The organism is Nonomuraea zeae, from assembly GCF_005889725.1.
In the GTDB taxonomy this organism is placed as follows: Bacteria; Actinomycetota; Actinomycetes; order Streptosporangiales; family Streptosporangiaceae; genus Nonomuraea; species Nonomuraea zeae.
On sequence record NZ_VCKX01000255.1, the window covers coordinates 1 to 17,657 of the forward strand.

22 protein-coding genes are annotated in these 17,657 nt (G+C 72.2%); 4 read left to right on the plus strand and 18 right to left on the minus strand.

Annotated elements, in window-relative coordinates:
• Positions 1-14 precede the first annotated feature (14 nt).
• The 4 genes from ETD85_RS47785 to ETD85_RS47800 are packed head-to-tail and all read right to left on the minus strand — an operon-like array spanning position 15 to position 3,563.
• Positions 15-662, minus strand: coding sequence for a response regulator (locus ETD85_RS47785; protein ID WP_138696500.1), 648 nt, complete (start codon positions 660-662; stop codon positions 15-17).
• Complete coding sequence (locus tag ETD85_RS47790; RefSeq protein WP_138696501.1) at positions 655-1,926, minus strand: sensor histidine kinase; 1,272 nt, start codon at positions 1,924-1,926, stop codon at positions 655-657. The genes ETD85_RS47785 and ETD85_RS47790 overlap by 8 nt, the downstream gene beginning before the upstream one ends.
• Positions 1,927-1,928: 2 nt before the next feature.
• Complete coding sequence (locus ETD85_RS47795) at positions 1,929-2,633, minus strand: ABC transporter permease (RefSeq protein WP_206059332.1); 705 nt, start codon at positions 2,631-2,633, stop codon at positions 1,929-1,931.
• 12 nt (positions 2,634-2,645) lie between these two features.
• Positions 2,646-3,563 (minus strand): ABC transporter ATP-binding protein, encoded by a 918-nt coding sequence (locus ETD85_RS47800; protein ID WP_138696502.1) that lies wholly within the window; start codon positions 3,561-3,563, stop codon positions 2,646-2,648.
• 271 nt (positions 3,564-3,834) lie between these two features.
• Between ETD85_RS47800 and ETD85_RS47805 the strand changes: the two genes are divergently transcribed.
• From ETD85_RS47805 to ETD85_RS47815, 3 genes are read left to right on the plus strand one after another with little or no spacing between them, the layout of a single operon-like run.
• A complete protein-coding gene (locus ETD85_RS47805; protein ID WP_240779908.1) occupies positions 3,835-4,371 on the plus strand; it encodes a phosphoheptose isomerase in 537 nt (178 codons plus the stop codon).
• A complete protein-coding gene (locus ETD85_RS47810; RefSeq protein ID WP_138696503.1) occupies positions 4,368-4,589 on the plus strand; it encodes a HypC/HybG/HupF family hydrogenase formation chaperone in 222 nt (73 codons plus the stop codon). Before ETD85_RS47805 ends, ETD85_RS47810 begins: the two co-directional genes overlap by 4 nt.
• Before the next feature lie 59 nt (positions 4,590-4,648).
• The gene (locus tag ETD85_RS47815) at positions 4,649-5,248 is read left to right on the plus strand and encodes a D-sedoheptulose-7-phosphate isomerase (protein ID WP_240779909.1); all 600 of its coding nucleotides are present in this window, start codon (positions 4,649-4,651) and stop codon (positions 5,246-5,248) included.
• Here the strand turns inward: ETD85_RS47815 and hypE are convergent.
• The 13 genes from hypE to ETD85_RS47875 all read right to left on the minus strand — a co-directional run bounded on the left by hypE (position 5,231) and on the right by ETD85_RS47875 (position 15,152).
• The gene (gene hypE / locus ETD85_RS47820; protein ID WP_276617381.1) at positions 5,231-6,304 is read right to left on the minus strand and encodes a hydrogenase expression/formation protein HypE; all 1,074 of its coding nucleotides are present in this window, start codon (positions 6,302-6,304) and stop codon (positions 5,231-5,233) included. The two genes, ETD85_RS47815 and hypE, sit on opposite strands and share 18 nt — an antisense overlap.
• On the minus strand, positions 6,301-7,455 hold the full coding sequence (gene hypD, locus ETD85_RS47825) for a hydrogenase formation protein HypD (RefSeq protein ID WP_138696504.1): 1,155 nt from the start codon (positions 7,453-7,455) through the stop codon (positions 6,301-6,303). Before hypD ends, hypE begins: the two co-directional genes overlap by 4 nt.
• Before the next feature lie 24 nt (positions 7,456-7,479).
• Positions 7,480-7,752, minus strand: coding sequence for a HypC/HybG/HupF family hydrogenase formation chaperone (locus ETD85_RS47830; protein WP_138696505.1), 273 nt, complete (start codon positions 7,750-7,752; stop codon positions 7,480-7,482).
• A complete protein-coding gene (locus ETD85_RS47835) occupies positions 7,730-8,095 on the minus strand; it encodes a hydrogenase maturation nickel metallochaperone HypA/HybF (protein WP_138696506.1) in 366 nt (121 codons plus the stop codon). The genes ETD85_RS47830 and ETD85_RS47835 overlap by 23 nt, the downstream gene beginning before the upstream one ends.
• 6 nt (positions 8,096-8,101) lie before the next feature.
• Positions 8,102-8,194, minus strand: coding sequence for a DUF6893 family small protein (locus ETD85_RS67750; protein WP_379507797.1), 93 nt, complete (start codon positions 8,192-8,194; stop codon positions 8,102-8,104).
• 26 nt (positions 8,195-8,220) lie between these two features.
• Positions 8,221-9,036, minus strand: coding sequence for a hydrogenase maturation protease (locus tag ETD85_RS47840; protein WP_240779910.1), 816 nt, complete (start codon positions 9,034-9,036; stop codon positions 8,221-8,223).
• Positions 9,033-10,052, minus strand: coding sequence for a hypothetical protein (locus ETD85_RS47845; protein ID WP_206059333.1), 1,020 nt, complete (start codon positions 10,050-10,052; stop codon positions 9,033-9,035). The genes ETD85_RS47840 and ETD85_RS47845 overlap by 4 nt, the downstream gene beginning before the upstream one ends.
• A 6-nt stretch (positions 10,053-10,058) precedes the next feature.
• The gene (locus ETD85_RS47850) at positions 10,059-10,751 is read right to left on the minus strand and encodes a DUF6084 family protein (RefSeq protein ID WP_138696507.1); all 693 of its coding nucleotides are present in this window, start codon (positions 10,749-10,751) and stop codon (positions 10,059-10,061) included.
• Between the two features lie 113 nt (positions 10,752-10,864).
• Positions 10,865-11,086 (minus strand): hypothetical protein, encoded by a 222-nt coding sequence (locus ETD85_RS47855; RefSeq protein WP_240779911.1) that lies wholly within the window; start codon positions 11,084-11,086, stop codon positions 10,865-10,867.
• On the minus strand, positions 11,083-11,745 hold the full coding sequence (locus ETD85_RS47860; RefSeq protein WP_206059334.1) for a DUF5947 family protein: 663 nt from the start codon (positions 11,743-11,745) through the stop codon (positions 11,083-11,085). Before ETD85_RS47860 ends, ETD85_RS47855 begins: the two co-directional genes overlap by 4 nt.
• Positions 11,742-12,272: a hypothetical protein gene (locus ETD85_RS47865; RefSeq protein ID WP_138696508.1), complete on the minus strand. Its 531-nt coding sequence runs from the start codon at positions 12,270-12,272 to the stop codon at positions 11,742-11,744. Before ETD85_RS47865 ends, ETD85_RS47860 begins: the two co-directional genes overlap by 4 nt.
• Complete coding sequence (locus tag ETD85_RS47870; protein WP_240779912.1) at positions 12,269-14,089, minus strand: nickel-dependent hydrogenase large subunit; 1,821 nt, start codon at positions 14,087-14,089, stop codon at positions 12,269-12,271. Before ETD85_RS47870 ends, ETD85_RS47865 begins: the two co-directional genes overlap by 4 nt.
• A 16-nt stretch (positions 14,090-14,105) precedes the next feature.
• Positions 14,106-15,152, minus strand: a complete 1,047-nt coding sequence (locus ETD85_RS47875; protein ID WP_138696509.1) for an NADH-quinone oxidoreductase subunit B family protein — start codon at positions 15,150-15,152, stop codon at positions 14,106-14,108.
• Positions 15,153-15,271: 119 nt separating this feature from the next.
• On the opposite strand from ETD85_RS47875, the gene ETD85_RS47880 reads away from it, so the two are divergent.
• On the plus strand, positions 15,272-15,793 hold the full coding sequence (locus tag ETD85_RS47880; RefSeq protein ID WP_240779913.1) for a DUF1440 domain-containing protein: 522 nt from the start codon (positions 15,272-15,274) through the stop codon (positions 15,791-15,793).
• Positions 15,794-15,810: 17 nt separating this feature from the next.
• On the opposite strand, the gene ETD85_RS47885 is transcribed toward ETD85_RS47880, so the two are convergent.
• A partial coding sequence (locus ETD85_RS47885) for a carbamoyltransferase HypF (RefSeq protein ID WP_138696510.1) occupies positions 15,811-17,657 on the minus strand: 1,847 nt, incomplete at its 5' end.

The window sequence follows — 17,657 nt, forward strand, 5'->3', positions numbered from 1 at the left end:
CTCAGGTGGCGGGCTCAGGTGGCGGGCGGGCTCAGTGGGAGCAGGCCGCGCTGGAAGGCGACGGCGACCGCGGCGGCGCGGTCGTTGACGCCCAGTTTGGCGTAGATGTGTAGCACGTGCGTCTTGACCGTGGCCTCGCTGATGAACAGGCGGGCGGCCGCCTCGCGGTTGGTGGTGCCCTGCGCGATCAGGCTCAGGATCTCCAGCTCCCGCGCGCTCAGCGGGTCGGCGGGGGCACGCACCTGGCCGAGCAGGCGGGTGGCCACCGACGGGGCGAGCGCCGCCTCGCCGCGGGCCGCCGCGGCGACGGCACGTACCAGGTCCTCGCGCCGGGCGTCCTTGAGCAGGTAGCCGGTCGCGCCGGCCTCGATGGCGGGCAGGACGTCGCTGTCGGTGTCGTACGTGGTCAGGACGAGCACGCGTGCCTTGAGCCCCAGCCTGGCCAGCTCCCTGATGGCGGTGACCCCGTCCATCCTGGGCATCCGCAGGTCCATGAGGATCACATCGGGCTCCAGCACCCGGGCCAGCTCGACCGCCTGGGCGCCGTCGCCGGCCTCGGCCAGCACCTCGAAGCCCGGGTCGCCGGCGAACATGCCGCGGATGCCGTCGCGGACGATCGGGTGGTCGTCGGCTATCAGCAGCCGGATCGGGGCCTCAGGCACTCGGGCTCTCCTCGGTGACGGCAGGGGGGACGGTGGTGGTGCCGGCGGGGGCGGTGGTGGTGATGGCCGGGACGACGGCGGAGATCGCGGTGCCGCCGCCGGGCTCGGACTCGATCGCGAAGGCGCCCGCCAGGCGGGCCACCCGCTTGCGCATCGACGCCAGGCCGTAGCCGCCCCCGTCGAGGGCGCGCGCCTGGTCGAAGCCGCTGCCGTCGTCGCGCACGTCCAGGCTGACCACGTCCTCCATGTACGACAGGGTCAGCCCGGCGCGCGCGGCCCCCGCGTGCTTGGCGATGTTGGCCAGGGCCTCCTGGGCGATGCGGAGCAGGGTCGCCTCCACCTCCGGATGCAGGGGCCGTACCGTGCCGGTGGTGGTGACCTCAGCGCGCACCCCGGCCAGCTCCGACCACTTCGCGGCGATCTCGGCCAGCGCGGCGGGCAGCGGCGCGGACTCCAGCGGGCCCGGCTGGACGGCGTGCACGGACCTGCGGGCCTCGGCCAGGCTCTCGCGGGCCAGGCTCATCGCGTTGTCGAGGTGCCGCCGCCAGGAGGAGGGGTCCTCGTGGGTGTGGGCGGCCGCCTGGAGCTGGGTGATGATGCCGGTCAGCCCCTGGGCGAGGGTGTCGTGGATCTCCCCCGCCATGCGCTGGCGCTCGTCGAGCACGCCCGCCTCGCGGGCCTGGACGAGGAGCTGGGCGTGCAGGCCGGCGTTCTCCCGCAACGCCTCCTCCAGCCGCGCCACCGTCGTCTTCCGCTCGGCGCTGCGCTCGGCCGTGACGTCGCCGACGAAGCTGAACAGGCTCACCCCCGCCACGATCGCGGCGACGAAGAACACGTGGGTGAGGATCGCGGACGGGGTGCCGGGCAGCCCGCCGCTGTAGGCGGTGACGCAGATCGCCGCCGTGGCCGCAACGCCGACGAACCTCCGCTTGCCGCTCAGCAGACTCCAGGAATGGAGGTATCCGGTGAAGGCGAAGAAGCCGGCGAACCACACCCCGCGCGTGCAGAGCACCCCGATCAGGATCACCAGGCCGGTCACGTAGACGTTCGGGTGGCGGGACCGGCCGGCGGGGGCCAGCACCGCGATCCACGCCCCGGCGAGCCCGGCGAGGCCGAGCGTGGCGAGCCGGTACGTCCACGGGCGGTCCTCGGTGAGCCAGGACAGCGTCATCGAGACGGCCAGCAGCAGGTACGGCACCGCGCCCAGGAGCCGTTCCAGCAGCTGTTCCCATCGGTCCAGCCGCGTGGCCGTCCCTGTCGTCATCCTCACTCCCAGCGGAAGAACCTGGCGGCGGCAAGGCTGACGATCACCGCGTACGCGGCCATGACGCCCAGCAGCAGGGGGCTCGGCGACACACCTGCCCAGACTTCCTGGAGGGCCTGCCTGAAAGCTCCCAAAGGGGTATATTCGCCGACGTTCGCCAGGATAACCGGCATCTGGTCCACCGGCTGCATCAGCCCGGCCAGGTAGGCCATGGGGAAGTACAGCAGCACGCCCACCCCGTTCGCGGCCCGCCCGTTCGCCGCCACCGCCGCGATCAGCAGGCCGATCGCGAACATCGCGGCCGTGCCGAGCAGGAAGACCACGGCGGCCGTCCCGATCTCGGCGGGCACGTGCGCGCCCAGGACGGTGCCGGCGACGGCGAGCAGCAGCCCGCAGGTGACCAGCGCGAGGACGAGCTGCAGGATGAGCTGCACCACCAGCAGGCCGGACGGACGGACCGGGGTGGCGGACAGGCGGCGCAGGATGCCCCGTTCGCGGTAGGCGGCCAGGGTGGTGGGCAGCTGGTACAGGGCCACGAGCCCCACGGCGATCGCCAGCGTCATCGGCAGCAGCACCGTGTCGCCCGGCCCGATCGAGCTGCCGAAGACGATCAGGATGAACAGCGGGATGAGGATCGTGAAGACGGCGCCGGGCTCGCGCGTCAGCAGCTTGAGCTCGACCGTGGTGAGTTTGGTGATGACGGACATGTCTGGATCTCCTCAGAGGTGCATCGAGCGGCCGGTCAGGGCGACGAAGGCGTCTTCGAGCGTGCGCTTGTCGATGCGCAGGTCGGCGACGGGGACGAGGTTGCGGGCCAGGGCCGAGGTGACGGCGGTGGCGAAGTCGCCCCGGCCGGTGACGGTCACCTGGTTGCCGCTGCGCGTCACGCCCGAGACGCCGGGCAGCCCGCGCAGCAGGGCGGCCGGGTCGCTGGTGTCCCCTGCCATCAGCGTGAACCGCAGCTGGTGCTCGGCGTCGACCCCGTCGATCAGCTCGGCCGGGCTGCCGGTGGCGACGATGCCGCCCCGGTCGAAGACGGCGACACGGTCGCAGAGCTCCTCCACCTCGTCCATGAAGTGGCTGACCAGGACGACGGTGACGCCGGACGCGCGCACCTGCTTGATCAGCTCCCAGGTGGCGCGGCGGGCCTGCGGGTCGAGCCCGGTGGTGAGCTCGTCGAGGAAGGCCACCCGCGGGCCGCCCACCAGGGCGAGGGCGATGAACAGGCGCTGCTTCTGGCCGCCGGACAGCTTGCCGAATCGGGCGTTGCGCTTGTCGGCCAGACCCCACTGCGTCAGCAGCTCGCGCCAGTCGCGGGGCTGCGCGTAGAAGGAGGCGTACAGGTCGAGCGCCTCCCAGACCTTGATGTTCTCGGGCAGTTGCGTGTCCTGGAGCTGCACGCCGACGCGCTCGCGCAGCGCGCGGCCGTCCTTGACGGGGTCGAGGCCGAGCACCCGGATGGACCCGCTGTCGGCCCGGCGCAGGCCCTCCACGCATTCGACAGCGGTGGTCTTGCCGGCGCCGTTGGGGCCGAGGAGGCCGAAGATCTCGCCTTCCTCGACGGAGAACGAGACGCCGTCGAGGGCTGTGTGGTCCGCGTACCTCTTGGTGAGGTCGGTGACGTCGATGACTGCCATGCATCAATCATGATTTTCCAGCTCACGGCAGGGATCGCCCTGCCGGTCATGATCTGGGGTGGATGCGGATGATCTGAGAATCCACCGATCGGTTGATGGCGGGAGACGGCCACCGTGTGCGCCGTGTGGTCGCTCGCTGTGTGGTCGCTCGCCGGTGGGGAGTCTTGCCGGGACCTTGCCGAAGAGGTTGCGGGCTGGATCACGCCGTCCGGGCCGCGTCACGGTGGAATGGACGCAGTCGTGGATCGCGGGGGAAGGCGGGGATGCCGAAGTGCTCGATGAGATCCGGGCCGGCCGGGAGGCCGCCGGGCTGGCGCTGGTGTCGGAGGTCGGCGCGGTCGCCGGGGCCGCGGCGGCCATGGCGGCGCGGTTCAGGCGCGGCGGGCGGCTGCTGACCTTCGGCCGCGCCGAGACGGCGGCCACCGATGCGGCGGCGGACGCGGCGCACGTGGCGGTGGAGTTCACCCATCCGGTGATCGTGGGCAAGCCGGCGCTGCCCGCGCTCTGCCTGGGCGCGCAGCCCGCGCTGCTGCCGATCTGGGGGCGGCCGCAGGACATCGCCGTCGGGATCCGGCCGGCGGCCGGCGACCTCGCCGCCGCCCGCGCGCTCGGCATGCTGACCGTCGCCCTGACGATGGGCGAGACGTGCGGGGACGCGGATCACGTCCTGGCGGCGCGCAGCGCGGATCCGCTGGTCGCGCGGGAGATCCACGTCACCGTTTACCACCTGCTGTGGGAGCTGGTGCACGTGCTCCTGGAGTCGGAGCCGGAGTTGGAGCCGGAGTTGGGGTTGGGGGCGCGGGCGTGAGCGAGGACCGGGAGGACACCTGCGACTCGTGCGTGACGTGCGGCGACGTCGCGGTGCGCGTGCGGGTCGTCGGCCTGCTGCCCGACGGGCTGGCCAGGGCCGACACCGGCTCGGGCACCGAGGAGATCAGCGTGGCCCTGGTGTCGGCGCGGGTCGGCGACACCGTGCTGGTGCACGCCGGCGAAGCGATCGCCGTGCTCGGAGAGGAAGACGCGTGACGAGGACACCGCTCAAGAACGAAACCTGTGACGGGGACGCTGCCCGGAAAGAAGGACCTGTGACGGACACGCTCTATCCGTTCCTGCGGCGGGACCCGCTCGACGTGACGGCCTCCACCGCCGCGAAGGCGCGCGAGAGCATGGAGCTGCGGCAGCGGGTGCTCCAGGAGATGGAAGCCCCGCTGGTCCGGTGCGCGGCGGCGCTGGCCGCCGCCTTCCGTGGCGGCGGGCGGCTGTTCGCCTTCGGCAACGGCGGCAGCAGCACGGACGCGCAGTCGGTGGCGGCGCTCTTCACCGGGCGCGGCCTGCCCGCGGTGTCGCTGGCCGCCGACTCGGCGTTCGTGACCGCGCTCGGCAACGACGTCGGGTTCGAGGTGGTGTTCGCCCGCCAGCTCGCCGCGCTCGGCGGCCCGGGCGACGTCGCCTTCGCGCTGTCGACCAGCGGCGGCTCGGCGAACGTGCTGCACGGGCTGGCCCAGGCCGCGAGCCTGGGAATGGTGACGGTCGGCTTCGCGGGCGCGGGCGGCGGGCGCATGGCCGGGGAGGGGCCGGCCGAGCACCTGTTCGTCGTCCCGTCGTCGTCGGTGCACCGCATCCAGGAGGCGCAGGCCACGCTTTACCACGTGCTGGCCGAGCTGGTCTCAGCAGATGCGCGGTAGCGGGTCGCCGACGAGGACGTCGACCACCCGGGTGCCGCCGAACGCGGTGCGCAGCAGGACGAGCCCCGGCGGGTCGGCGGCGACCGTGCCGGCGATCGCGGCCTCGGCGCCCAGCGGGTGGGCGCGCAGCACGTCGAGCGCCTGCCCGGCGTGCTCGGCGTCGACCACCGTCACGAAGCGGCCCTCGCAGGCGACATAGAGGGGATCGAGGCCGAGCAGTTCGCAGACGCCGGTCACCTCGGGGGCCACCGGGATCTGCTCCTCGTCGAGCACCACGGCCACCTCCGACGCGCGGGCCACCTCGTTGAGCACGGTCGCCACCCCTCCCCTGGTGGCGTCCCGCAGGCACCTGACGTGCTGCGGCAGCGCGTTCAGCAGGTCGGAGACGATGCCGTACAGCGGCGCGGTGTCGGAGGCGATCGACGCTTCGAGGTCGAACTCGCCCCTGGCCAGCATGATGGCGGCGCCGTGCGCGCCGATCGGCCCGGAGACGATGACGGCGTCCCCGGGCCGCGCGCGCGAGGCGGACAGCGTGACGGGGTGCTCGACGAGCCCGACCCCGGCGGTGGTGATGTAACAGCCGTCGGCCTTGCCGCGCTGGACGACCTTGGTGTCGCCGGTGACGATCGTGACCCCGGCGGCCGAGGCCGCCTCGGCCATCGAGGTGGTGATCCGCCGCAGGTCGGCGACCGGGAAGCCCTCTTCCAGGATGAAGCCCGCCGACAGGTGGACCGGCCGCGCGCCGCACATGGCCAGGTCGTTCACGGTGCCGTTGACGGCCAGGTCGCCGATGTCCCCGCCGGGGAAGAACAGCGGCGAGACCACGTAGGAGTCGGTGGTGAACGCCGTCTGCTCGCTCCCGATCCGCAGCAGCGCGCCGTCCTCCAGCGGGGCCAGCATCGGGTTGCGGAAGGCCTCGAGGAAGACGGCCTCGATCAGGGTCTGGGTGGCCTTGCCCCCTGCGCCGTGGGCGAGCGTGATGCGCTCCTCCCTGACGACGGGTTTGCGGCGCCGCATCCGCTCGATGCGGTCGAGCACCTGCTGCTCCTGGATCACGTCCGGCTCGCTTCCTCTGCCAGCGGCTCGCGCGCCGCCGCGGTCATCCGCTCCCGGCTGAACCGCCCGAAGTTGTAGTACGCGGCGCAGGCGCCCTCGGAGGAGACCATGCAGGTCCCGATCGGGGTCTCCGGCGTGCAGGCGGTGCCGAACACCTTGCACTCCCACGGCTTGAGCACGCCCTTGAGCACCTCGCCGCACTGGCACGACTTGGGATCGGCGATGCGCAGCCCGGGCAGGTCGAAGACCCGCTCGGCGTCGAAGGCGGCGTACTCGCCCGCCATGGCCAGCGCGGAGTGGGCGATGAAGCCGAGCCCGCGCCACTCGAAGTGCGGCCGCAGCCGCATCACCCGGCCGATGGCCGACAGCGCGATGTGGTTGCCGGCCCACGGGACCACGCGGGCGTACTGGTTCTCCACCTCGCAGCGGCCCGCGGCGAGCTGGCCGAGCAGCATGTGGACCGAGGTCAGGATGTCCAGCGGCTCGAACCCGGCCACCACCAGCGGCTTGCCGTAGTCGCGGGCGATGAACTCGTACGGCCGGCAGCCGATCACCGCCGAGACGTGGCCCGGCCCGATGAATCCGTCGAGGCGCAGGTCCGGCGAGTCGAGGATGGCCTTGATCGCCGGAATGATCATGACGTGGTTGCAGAAGACGGAGAAGTTCGTCAGGCCCTCGGCCTCGGCCCGCAGCACGGTCATGGCGGTGGACGGCGCGGTGGTCTCGAAACCGATGGCCATGAACACGACCCGCCGGTCCGGGTTGGCCCGCGCGATCTTGAGCGCGTCCAGCGGCGAGTACACCATCCGGATGTCGGCCCCGGCCGCCTTGGCGTCCAGGAACGAGCCCGTGCCGCCGGGCACCCGCATCATGTCGCCGAACGACGTCATGATCACATCGGGCTGGCGGGCGATGTGGATGGCGTCGTCCACCCGCCCCATCGGGATCACGCAGACCGGGCAGCCGGGGCCGTGCACGAGGTTGACCTCGGGCGGCAGGTGATCCTCCAGGCCGTGCTTGTAGATGGTGTGGGTGTGTCCGCCGCACACCTCCATGAACGTGTACCGGCGCCCGGGCCGGCAGCTCGCGGCGATCTGCTCGGCCAGCGCCCGCGCGCGGCCGGCATCACGGTACTCATCGACGAACCGCATCGGTCCCCCTAAGATCGGTGCGGCTCATCCGATGTCCGAGCCACGCAGCGCGTCCATCTCGTCCTCGTACGGCTGCCCGAGCCCGTGCAGGTAGTCGAGCACGGCCTGGGCCTCCTGTTCGGAGATCCTGGACAGCGCGAACCCCACGTGCACCAGCACCCAGTCCCCGAGCTGCAGCCCCTCGTCGGCGAGCAGGCCGATGTTGACCCGCCGGCGCACGCCGCTGACGTCCACCGTGGCCAGGTCGGCGTGCTCGTCGAGGAAGCCGACGAGCTCACCTGGGATGCCGAGACACATCGGGCGCCTCCTCGCCGAAGGAGACCGACTCCAGGACCAGCTCGTCGCCGCCGCTGAGCTGCACGCCGTCGTCACCGCAGACGGGGCAGGCGGCCAGCGGGTCGACCGACTCCGAACGGCTCCCGCACGCGCCGCAGCCGACGGTCATCGGCGTGACGACCAGCTCCACCGTGGCGTCCTGGACGGCGGTGCCGGTGGCGGCGACCGCGAACGCCTGCCCGAAGGCGTCGTCCACGACCGCGTGCCGGGCGCCGACGCGTACCCGGGCGGACGTGACCCGCCTGCCCATCGCCTGCTGCTCGATCAGCTCGACGAGGCCTTCGCACATCCCGATCTCGTGCATGCCGCCCTACATTCGCTTGATTTTCAGATACCGGTGGATTTCCGGCCATTGGTGGATGACGATGGCCGCCAGCCCGCCGAGCGCGAGCAGCTTCACCATGCGCGATTTCCTCATCTCACAACACCTCACTGCGCTAGCCGATCGCGGGAGCTCGGACCGGCACTTTCCGCAATCATGTCCATAACCAGGGCCTTCACTAGACCGGCGGCCTCGCCGACCATCGCGCGTACGGGCTCGCTCAGCTCGAACAGGGCCTCGTCCACGGTGGCGGGCTCGCAGCAGACGACCCGCACCAGTGCGGGCAGCCGGCCGAGCCGCGCGGCCAGCCGCAGCACGCTCACCGGGTCCATGCTGTGCCCCGCCACCGGCGCGTCGTCGTCCGGCGGCGGCTCGGGTTCGAGCACGGTGAGCGTGCCGGGCGCGTGGCCGCGCGGGGCGGCGTCCACGAAGATCACGGCCGTGTAGTCCCGTTGCAGGGCGTAGGCCAGGTCCATGCCGCGGATGCCGAAGTCGACGACGTCCACGCCCGGGATCTCCGGCTGGTCCGCCAGGTGGCGGGCCACCTCGACGCCGAAGCCGTCGTCCCCCAGGAAGACGTTGCCGATGCCGGCGACCAGGATCCGGCCGCCGGCCGGGCGCCCGTCGTGCTCGCCCAGCGGCTCGATCTCCTCCGCGGAGTAGAAGAACCGGTGTCCCGGCATGCGGGCCTCACCGAGGTCGCGGCCCGGATCTCCGGCGAGCGTGACGGCGACGTGCAGGCTGCCGTCCTCGCTCTGCTCGACGCTCTCCACGATGGCCTCGCAGCCGTCGAGCACGAGGTCGAAGATGTCGGCCTGGCTCCTCGGCCGCAGCCGCACCCGGCTGCCGGGGCCGACCGCGGTACCGCCCACGATCACCTCGCCGGGGCCGCGCCCGGCCATCCGCGTCCAGAACTCGGTCATGCCCGCGGCCCCGTCCTGCGCATGAGACCGTGCAGCCGCATCAGGTCGTCGGGGGTGAGCGCGGCACAGCGGTCGAGGATCTCGCGGGCCCGCGGGTCGCCCTCGCGGATCTCCTGCTGCTCCTGGTCACTGAGTGCCAGCACGCCCAGCGTGAGGAGCTGGTCGATCTCGGTGGCGTCGAACAGGTCTCCCGGGCTTTCCGGGGCGATCTGGGGGTGGTCGTACAGGATGATCGGCGCGGCCAGCACGGTGTGCCGGTCGCCTTCCGGGCCCGCGAGCACCGGCCAGACGCCTTCGTTGCGGCAGCCCTCGGCGTGCTCCCGCAGGTCGTCCGGCGGATCCATGAGCGAGACGAACCGGGCCCGCGGGGCGTACAGGACGGTGTGCGCGGAGACCAGGGTGCGGCGCATCGCGTCGCCGCGGGCGCCGCCCGGCCAGGGCGTGGTGTTGACCACCTCGACCGCGACGCGGAACAGGCCCGGCCGCAGCGACTGCGCGCTCACCTCGATCCGGCCGGACAGCGCCTCCCAGCCGCACAGCGTCACTGCCCCCGCGTGCGGCCGGCGCTGCCGGCCGGCGGGGATGTCGATCGTGGTGCGGACGGGGTCGTGCGGCAGCTCCTCCAGGAGCAGGCCGGGCATGCTGAGCTCGCGCTCCTGCGCCTCCTCGCCGGACGGGCGGCGAGCGCCGGCGTCCGGTCCGTCCCGCTCCGGTCCGTCCCGCTCCGGGCCGTCTTGCTCCGGTACGTCCTGCTCCAGACCGTCCTTATCCGGTACGCCGCGCGTGACGACGTGCAGGAAGCGCACGCGGACGTCCACCGTGTCGCCTGGCTCGGCCTCGACGAGGCATTCCGTGCGCATCCGCCACGGGTTGCCGTCGTGCGCCCTGCCGTAGGCCTCGGGGTGGACGCCGCCGATGGTCCAGCGGTGCCGGTTCTTCAGCGACGACTCCCGATACGGCCACAGCAGGTAGCCCTCGTACAGGACGGCCTGCGCGATCTGCCGTACATGGTCCATGCCTGGTCAGCCTCCGCTCGTCTCCAGCAATGACCGCACCGCGTCGTCCCAGCCGGGCAGGGTGTGCCGGGTCCTGTGCGCGTACAGGCGGTCGAACGTGTCGCGCTCCAGCCGGATCCAGGCGGTGCGCGGGAAGTGGCGGTCCATGAGCTCTTTCCACACGCTCACCGGCATGCGGAAGCCCGCCTCGGTGTCCCACGGCAGGCAGGCCGCCTGGAGGCGGCCGTCGTCCAGGTAGAAGACCGTGCCGGTGAACAGCAGCCGCAGCGGCACCTCGCCGTCGGGCAGGCCGTGCAGGTACTTGGTGGCGGCCACGTCGAAGTCGTAGGTGCAGGGCACGGTGACCGGCGCGATCGTGCTGCCGGTGAAGGCGGGCACGTGGGTGACCGTCTGAGTCCAGAGCAGGCTGGACAGGTTGCGGTCCCACGTCTCGGACGGGCCGAACAGCTCCTTGAGCCGCAGCCGGGCGTCCTCGTCGTAGGCGCGGGCGGTGGCGTCGATGCGGACCTGGGTGGTCAGCGTGAGCGCCCTGACCTCGGGCGGCTCGCCGTCGTGCCCGTGCGGGGCGGCGGTGCCCGGGGCGGAGCCGGGCGAGGCGTGGACGCCCAGGGAGAAGCACAGGGCGGGCACGACGGCCGGCGCGACGGGTTCGACGCCGCGGACCTCGATCCGCAGGGCCGGCGCCGACGTCGGCGCCATGGCCGGTCGCGCGGTAGGCGGCGTGGTCGGTGGCGCGGCTGGTGGCGTGGTCGGTGGCGTGGTGGGCGGCATGGTCGGTGGCGTGCTCGTCGTCGGTGGCATGTCCGGGGCGATCAGGCGGGTGACAGGTTGGGCATGTCGGGGTCGATCGGGTCGTGCTTGGCCGGGTTGATGCCGGTCGAGCGCCTGGACGTGGAGCGGCCGTCGGGCAGGTGGCCGTCCTGCTTGTCGTAGTTGCCGGTGGCGTTGCCCTCTTTGACGCCCTTGACGTGTGAGGTGGCGTCGGGGCGCACGTCGCGGTGGCCCGTCCTGATCGGCTGCTGCTTCTTGCTCACGCTGAGCTCCTGGAGTCGTCGGCGGCCGGCACGGTGACGGCCCGCTCGCCGAGGGCGGTGAAGAATTCGGTGACGCGCTCACGGACTTCCCGGCCGCCGGTCAGGCCGCGCCAGTGGGTGCGGATCGTGCCGACGAGCGCGTAGCAGTCGTCCACGGGGACGGTCCACACGCCGTGGTCCTGGTCGACGAGCAGCGCCTCGACATCGGGCCGCAGGCGGGCGAGCACCGGATGGTCGAGGCACAGCGCGGCCCACGCCTGCTGGTCCACGGCCGCGCGCACCGCCCCCGCCGGGCTCGGGTAGAACTGGACGACCTCCTCCGAGGCCGAGTCGCGCACCAGGAACACCGTGCGTACGGGAGCGCGCAGCCGCGCCCAGGCGGGATGGTCCAGGGCGAAGCCGGTCAGCCGGCGGCGGTCCTCGGGCAGCAGGCGGTAGTGGCCGCCGCCGGCCGCCGCGTGGTCGAACAGCACCTGGCAGGCCCGGCACGCGCAGCGCAGCTCCCGGGCGGGCAGCTCCAGCAGGTGGCGGTGGGCGGCGGGCAGCGGCTCGCCGCACAGCGCGCACTGCTGCCGCTCCTCCTCACGCCGCGGTGGCGACGCCTCTTGTGACGGCTGCTCGCGCGCCTGGGTGGCGAGCCGCCGCAACCGGCCGCTCATGGTGCCCGCGTGCCGGCGTGTACGGTCCGGCAGCCGCCCTCGGCCTGGGACGTCTCGCAGGCGGTCAGGCCGTCGGCCCGAGGTGCCTCGCGGACGGTCAGGGTGTCGAGCGGGATGAGGGGCGGCTCGGCGTGTTCGAGCTCGATCTCGACCCGTTCGATCTCCGGGGCCGCGGCGCGTACCGCCGCGCGTAGGGCCGGCGCCTGCGCGGCCGCCGAGGAGCGGCAGCCGGTCGGCCGGACGCGCAGGCGTACGAGGTCTCCGTCGATCGCGAGCACGTCGGCGGATTCCCCGGCGAGTGCCGCCTCGACGCGGGCCCTGGTGTCCAGCGGGTGCAGATCGTGCAGCAGGAGCAGCGGCGAGACCAGCTCGTCGGCGGCCAGCCGGGCCGCCGGCTCCTCCCCCACGAGCGTCATGACCCGCCCCAGCCCCTCGCCGTAGAGGTCGAGCAGCTCCTTGACGAGCTCGATCGCGGCCGGTCCGGCCTCGTCGAGCATGGCCTCGATCCGGCCGATGCGCTCGTTCATCCGCCCGTCCCCCACCCGCCGGCGCTCGCGCCGAACGTCGGCGAGTGCACCTGCCGGAGCTCCTTGCCGCCGCCGAGGTACATGTGGACGCCGCACGGCAGGCACGGGTCGAAGCTGCGTACGGTGCGCATGATGTCGATGCCCTTGAAGGAGTCGGGGCCGTTCTCCTCGAAGATCGGCAAGCCCTGCACCGCGTCCTCGTACGGCCCCGGCGTCCCGTACACGTCGCGCGGGCTGGCGTTCCACGGCGTCGGCGGGTACGGATGGTAGTTGGCGATCTTGCCGTCGCGGACCACCATGTGATGCGACAGCACGCCGCGCACGGCCTCGTGGAAGCCGCACCCGATCGCGTCCTCCGGCACGTCGAAGTCCGTGAACACCTGCGTGCGCCCGGCCCTGACCTCGGCCATCGCCTGCTCCAGGAAGTACACCGCCATCCCGGCCGCGTAGGCCACGAAGTAGGCGCGGGCGCGGTTGCGCTCAAGGGTGTTCGCCCAGCGCGGGATCTCCCACTCCAGCTGCATCTCGGGGAAGCCCGCGCTCTTGGGCAGGTTGATCTCCACGCTGTGGCCGGTCGCGCGCACGGTGCCGGTGTCGACGAGCCCGGCCAGCGCCGTGGACCACAGCCGGGCCAGCGGGCCGCCGCCGGTGTCGAGCGCCAGGTGGTCGCCGGAGCGGGAGTCGTACCAGCGGGGGCTCATCACCCAGCTGTAGTTGCCGTGCTCCAGGTCGCGCTTCTGCGGCTTGGGCAGCGTCGTCTGGTTCCACGGGTGGCGCTGGTCCACCGGGTTGCCGAGCGGGTCGTGGGAGACGAACGTCGTCTCGGAGGCCCAGTCGTCGTAGTAGGAGCTGCCCAGCAGGATCCTGATGCCGAGGTTGATGTCCACCAGGTTCGTCGTCAGCAGCTCGCCGTCCAGGACGATGCCCGGCGTGACGAACATCCGGCGGCCCCACTCGTTCATGTTGCGGTAGTCGTAGTCGACGACCTCGGGGTCCTGGAAGGCGCCCCAGCAGCCGAGCATCACGCGCCTGCGGCCGACCTCCTCGTAGCCGGGCAGCGCCTCGTAGAAGAAGTCGAAGAGGTCGTCGTTCATCGGGACGGCCTTCTTGACGAAGTCGAGGATGCGCAGCAGCCGGACCAGGTAGTCGGTGAACACCTGAGGGGTCGCCACGGTGCCGACGCCGCCCGGGTAGAGCGTCGACGGATGCACGTGCCGGCCCTCCATCAGGCAGACCATCTCCCGGGTGACCCGGCTCACCTGCAGCGCCTCGCGGTAGAGGTCGCCGCTGAACGGGTTGCACGCGCGCATGATGTCGGCGATCGTCCGGTAACCGTGGACCCCGGAGTTGGGCGCCAGGGTCGTCTCGGCCCGGCGCAGCAGGCTCGGGTTGGTCTCCTTGACCATCTGCTCGCAGTAGTCGACGAAGACCAGGTTGTCCTGGAAGAGCGTGTGGTCGAACATGTACTCGGCCGCTTCGCCCAGGTTGATGATCCACTCGGCCAGCGGCGGCGGCTTGACGCCGTACGCCATGTTCTGGGCGTAGATCGAGCACACCGCATGGTTGTCACCGCAGATGCCGCAGATGCGGCTGGTGATGAAGTGCGCGTCACGCGGGTCCTTGCCCTTCATGAACACGCTGTAGCCGCGGAACAGCGACGAGGTGCTCTTGCACTCGACGACTTCGCGGTTGTTGAAATCGATCTTGGTATAGATGCCCAGGTTTCCGATGATCCTGGTGATCGGGTCCCAGGACATCTCCACCAGCTCGCGGGCCTGGCCCGTCTGCTGAGGGGTCCCCGCCGTCCGGGTCGTCACTTCGCCGCGCTCCCTATCAACTATTTCCCCAGCGCGGGTCGTACCCGCTGGTCAGTTTGCGGCGGTTGTGCCGCCACTTCGGCTCTTCGTTGGCAGAACTGTTCGTGATCGAGCGGAGCTTGCGGACGAGCGAGCCGTACGCGCTGCTCATCGCGGCCGACGCCGATCCGCCGGGGGGTTCGTCCATGAACGGCATGAACTTGTCGGGAAAGCCGGGCATGGTGCAGCCGATGCAGATGCCGCCCACGTTGGGGCAGCCGCCGACGCCGTCCATCCAGCCGCGCTTGGTCACGTTGCAGTTGACCACCGGGCCCCAGCAGCCGACGCGCACCAGGCACTTGGGCGAGTTGTAGTCGTGGGCGAAGTCGCCCTGCTCGTAGTAGCCGGCCCGGTCGCAGCCCTCGTGCACCGTCTTGCCGAACAGCCAGGTCGGACGCAGCATGTCGTCCAGCGGGATGGTCGGGGCCAGCCCCGCCGCCTGATAGAGCAGCCAGGTCAGCGTCTCGGTGAAGTTGTCCGGCTGGACGGGGCAGCCTGGCACGTTGACGATGGGCAGGCCGCCCGCTGAGCGGAAGTCGCTGCCCAGGTAGTCGGCCAGGCCCATGCAGCCGGTCGGGTTGCCGGCCATCGCGTGGATGCCGCCGTAGGCCGCGCAGGTGCCGATCGCGATGACCGCCCACGCCTTGGGCGCGAGCCGGTCGATCCACTCGTTGACCGTGATGGGCTCGCCCGTGTGCGGGTCGTTGCCCATCGACGTCCAGTAGCCGTCACCGTTGATCTTCTCGTTGGGGATGGAGCCTTCGACCACCAGGATGAACGGCCCCAATTCGTCCTGATGCGCCTGGTGGAAGGGAGCCATGAAGGCCTCGCCCACCTCGGTGGCCAGCACCTTGTTGTGCAGGATCACCTTGGGCAGCCCCGGCACGAGTCCGAGCAGGACGTCTTCAAGGCTCGGCAGCGTGGCGGCGGTGACGGAGACGGTGTCGCCGTCACAGCTCATGCCCTCGGACGTCCACAAGACGTGTACTTCGTCCAGGGCGGTCGGTGTTCGTGTGGATGCCATGGCCCAAGCCCCCTTATGGCCCCTTATCGGCACTGCAGAGGTTTAGGCCCCGTGACTTCCGGTAGACGACCTGCAACTCTACGTAGCGGACTTACCCGTACTCACGAAGGTTGTAAACCATGGTGCAGACTGTCCCTTCCCGTACCCGTTCATCCGATGACCTGCACGAACGTCCGGCCGCCCGGCCCCGGCGATCGCTGCCGCGGGCCTGCGCGCGCGGCGCGATCGGGGCCATGGCGATGTCCGGTCTGCGGCAGTTCACCACGGCCGTGGGCCTGGTGAAGAAGGTGCCTCCCGAGGCCGTCCTCGAACGCGCCGCGCCGCGGATGACCCGCCGGATGCCCTCCAAGCGCCTCCCGGCGATGGTCGAGCTGGCGCACTGGGGGTACGGGGCGGTCGGCGGGCTGGTGTTCGGGCTGCTGCCGTCCGCGGTGCGCGGCCGGTCGTGGGCGGGGCCGGTCTACGGGATCGCGATCTGGGCCGCCTTCGAGACGACCATCGCCCCGGCGCTCGGGCTGCCGCGCCGCAGCCCGTCGGGGGCGGAGCGGCTGGCGCTGCTGGCCGACCATCTCCTGTACGGGACGGTGGTCGGCTCCGCCCCATGGCCTCACCAGGACGAACCGGCCCGCGCCGGGGACTGATCGCCGTAGGAGCCGGCCTACTTCGGGGGCTGACCGCCGAAAGGGCCGAGCCGGTCTCTGGCGGCGGCGACGGCCACTTGGCCGAGGCTGATGCCGCCGTCGCCGGCCGGGACGCCGGTGTGGGTCAGGACCCTGAATCCCGCGCCGCCCAGCCCGTCGATGGTCCGGCCCAGCAGCAGCACGTTCTGGAAAACGCCGCCCGACAGAGCGACCGTGGCCAGTCCCGTCGCCTCGCGCAGCATCCGGCAGCAGCGTACGACGAGATCGGCCACGCCGTTGTGGAAGCGGGCGGAGATGACGTCCGGGCCGGTGCCCGCGGCCAGGTCCGCCGCGGCGGCCCGGACCAGGTCCGAGCCCGCCGCCACGAGCCGGCCCTCCGCGCGGTGGACGGCCGCCGGGTAGCCGCCGCGCTCGCCGGGGTCGGCGAACTGCTCCAGCTCGATCGCGGCCTGCCCTTCGTACGTGACCGTGTCCCGTACGCCGATCAGCGCCGCCACGGCGTCGAACAACCGGCCCGCGCTCGACGTCAGCGGCGCGCCGAGCCCGCCCTGCCCGGCCAGCGCGATCACCTGATCCCAGCGCGGCCGGTTGCGCCGGGCCACGGCCAGGCCGTCACCGTCGCCCTCCAGGTACGCGGCGGCCATGCGCCACGGCTGCCTGATCGCGGCGGCCCCGCCGGGCATCGGCACGGACGCCAGGTGCCCGGCCCGCTCGTACGAGGCCAGGTCCGCCACGAGGAACTCGCCGCCCCACAGGGTCCCGTCGGGGCCGTAGCCGAGCCCGTCGAAAGCGACGCCGATCACCCGGCCGTCCTCGCCGTGGCCGGCCAGGCAGGCGGCGATGTGGGCGTGGTGGTGCTGCACGCCGACCAGCTCCACTTCCGGCAGGCTCATGGCGTGCTTGGTGGACAGGTAGTCGGGGTGCAGGTCGTGCGCCACCACTTCGGGACGCAGGTCGAACAGGGCCGAGAAATGCTCGATCCCTTCGGCGTACGAGCGGAGGGTCTCGTAGTTCTCCAGGTCGCCGATGTGCGGGGAGACGATCGCGTGCCGCCCCTTCGCCAGGCAGAACGTGCTCTTCAGCGCGGCGCCGCAGCCGAGTATCGGGCGGGGGGCCGTCCAGGGCAGCGTGAAGGGGCTGGGGGCGTGGCCGCGCGAGCGTCGCAGGAGCATCCCCTTCCCTCTGAAGGGGCGCACGACCGAGTCGTCGGCGCGCAGCTGGATGGGGCGGTCGTGGATCAGGAACGCGTCCGCGATGCCGCCGAGGCGGGCCAGGGCGTCGCCGTCGTCGTGCACGATGGGCTCGCCGGAGCCGTTCGCGCTGGTCAGGACTATGGGGGCGGCGATCTCCGCGAGGAGCAGGTGGTGCAGCGGGGTGTAGGGCAGCATGAGCCCGAGGTGGCGGCTACCCGGCGCGACCCCTTCGGCTACCCGGCAGTTCCCTTCTCCACCCGTCACCGCACCCCTCACCCCGCCGGCCTCGGTACCGGCCTCAGCACCCGCCATCCCACCGGCCACCCGACGGACCTCCGTGCCCGCTTTCCCACGGACATCCGCCCCCGCCACCCCGCTGGCCATCTCATCGGCCTCTGCGTCCGCCACCGCACCAGCCTGCGCGAGGGCCGCCGCATCGACCGCCGTCGTCGTGTGTGTGCGGCGTGGGAGCAGGACGATGGGGCGAGCGCGTCCGGTCAGGAGCGCGGCCGCCGCGTCGTCCACCTCGCACAGCCGCCGCGCCTCCTCCAGGTCGGCCACCATGAGCGCGAACGGCTGGTCCGGGCGCCGCTTGCGCCGCCGCAGCTCGGCGACCGCGCGCTCGTCGGTGGCCAGGACCGCGAGGTGGTACCCGCCGATCCCCTTCACCG

Excerpts from the sequence above, each read along its gene's own strand:
- ETD85_RS47830 (WP_138696505.1), bottom strand. The coding sequence starts at position 7,752 with ATGTGTCTCGGCATCCCAGGTGAGCTCGTCGGCTTCCTCGACGAGCAC.
- ETD85_RS47840 (WP_240779910.1), bottom strand. The coding sequence starts at position 9,036 with ATGACCGAGTTCTGGACGCGGATGGCCGGGCGCGGCCCCGGCGAGGTG.
- ETD85_RS47860 (WP_206059334.1), bottom strand. The coding sequence starts at position 11,745 with ATGAGCGGCCGGTTGCGGCGGCTCGCCACCCAGGCGCGCGAGCAGCCG.
- ETD85_RS47845 (WP_206059333.1), bottom strand. The coding sequence starts at position 10,052 with ATGGACCATGTACGGCAGATCGCGCAGGCCGTCCTGTACGAGGGCTAC.
- ETD85_RS47835 (WP_138696506.1), bottom strand. The coding sequence starts at position 8,095 with ATGCACGAGATCGGGATGTGCGAAGGCCTCGTCGAGCTGATCGAGCAG.
- ETD85_RS47795 (WP_206059332.1), bottom strand. The coding sequence starts at position 2,633 with ATGTCCGTCATCACCAAACTCACCACGGTCGAGCTCAAGCTGCTGACG.
- ETD85_RS47790 (WP_138696501.1), bottom strand. The coding sequence starts at position 1,926 with ATGACGACAGGGACGGCCACGCGGCTGGACCGATGGGAACAGCTGCTG.
- ETD85_RS47875 (WP_138696509.1), bottom strand. The coding sequence starts at position 15,152 with ATGGCATCCACACGAACACCGACCGCCCTGGACGAAGTACACGTCTTG.
- ETD85_RS47865 (WP_138696508.1), bottom strand. The coding sequence starts at position 12,272 with ATGAACGAGCGCATCGGCCGGATCGAGGCCATGCTCGACGAGGCCGGA.
- ETD85_RS47800 (WP_138696502.1), bottom strand. The coding sequence starts at position 3,563 with ATGGCAGTCATCGACGTCACCGACCTCACCAAGAGGTACGCGGACCAC.
- hypD (WP_138696504.1), bottom strand. The coding sequence starts at position 7,455 with ATGCGGTTCGTCGATGAGTACCGTGATGCCGGCCGCGCGCGGGCGCTG.
- ETD85_RS47880 (WP_240779913.1), top strand. The coding sequence starts at position 15,272 with ATGGTGCAGACTGTCCCTTCCCGTACCCGTTCATCCGATGACCTGCAC.
- ETD85_RS47850 (WP_138696507.1), bottom strand. The coding sequence starts at position 10,751 with ATGGCGCCGACGTCGGCGCCGGCCCTGCGGATCGAGGTCCGCGGCGTC.
- ETD85_RS67750 (WP_379507797.1), bottom strand. The coding sequence starts at position 8,194 with ATGGTGAAGCTGCTCGCGCTCGGCGGGCTGGCGGCCATCGTCATCCAC.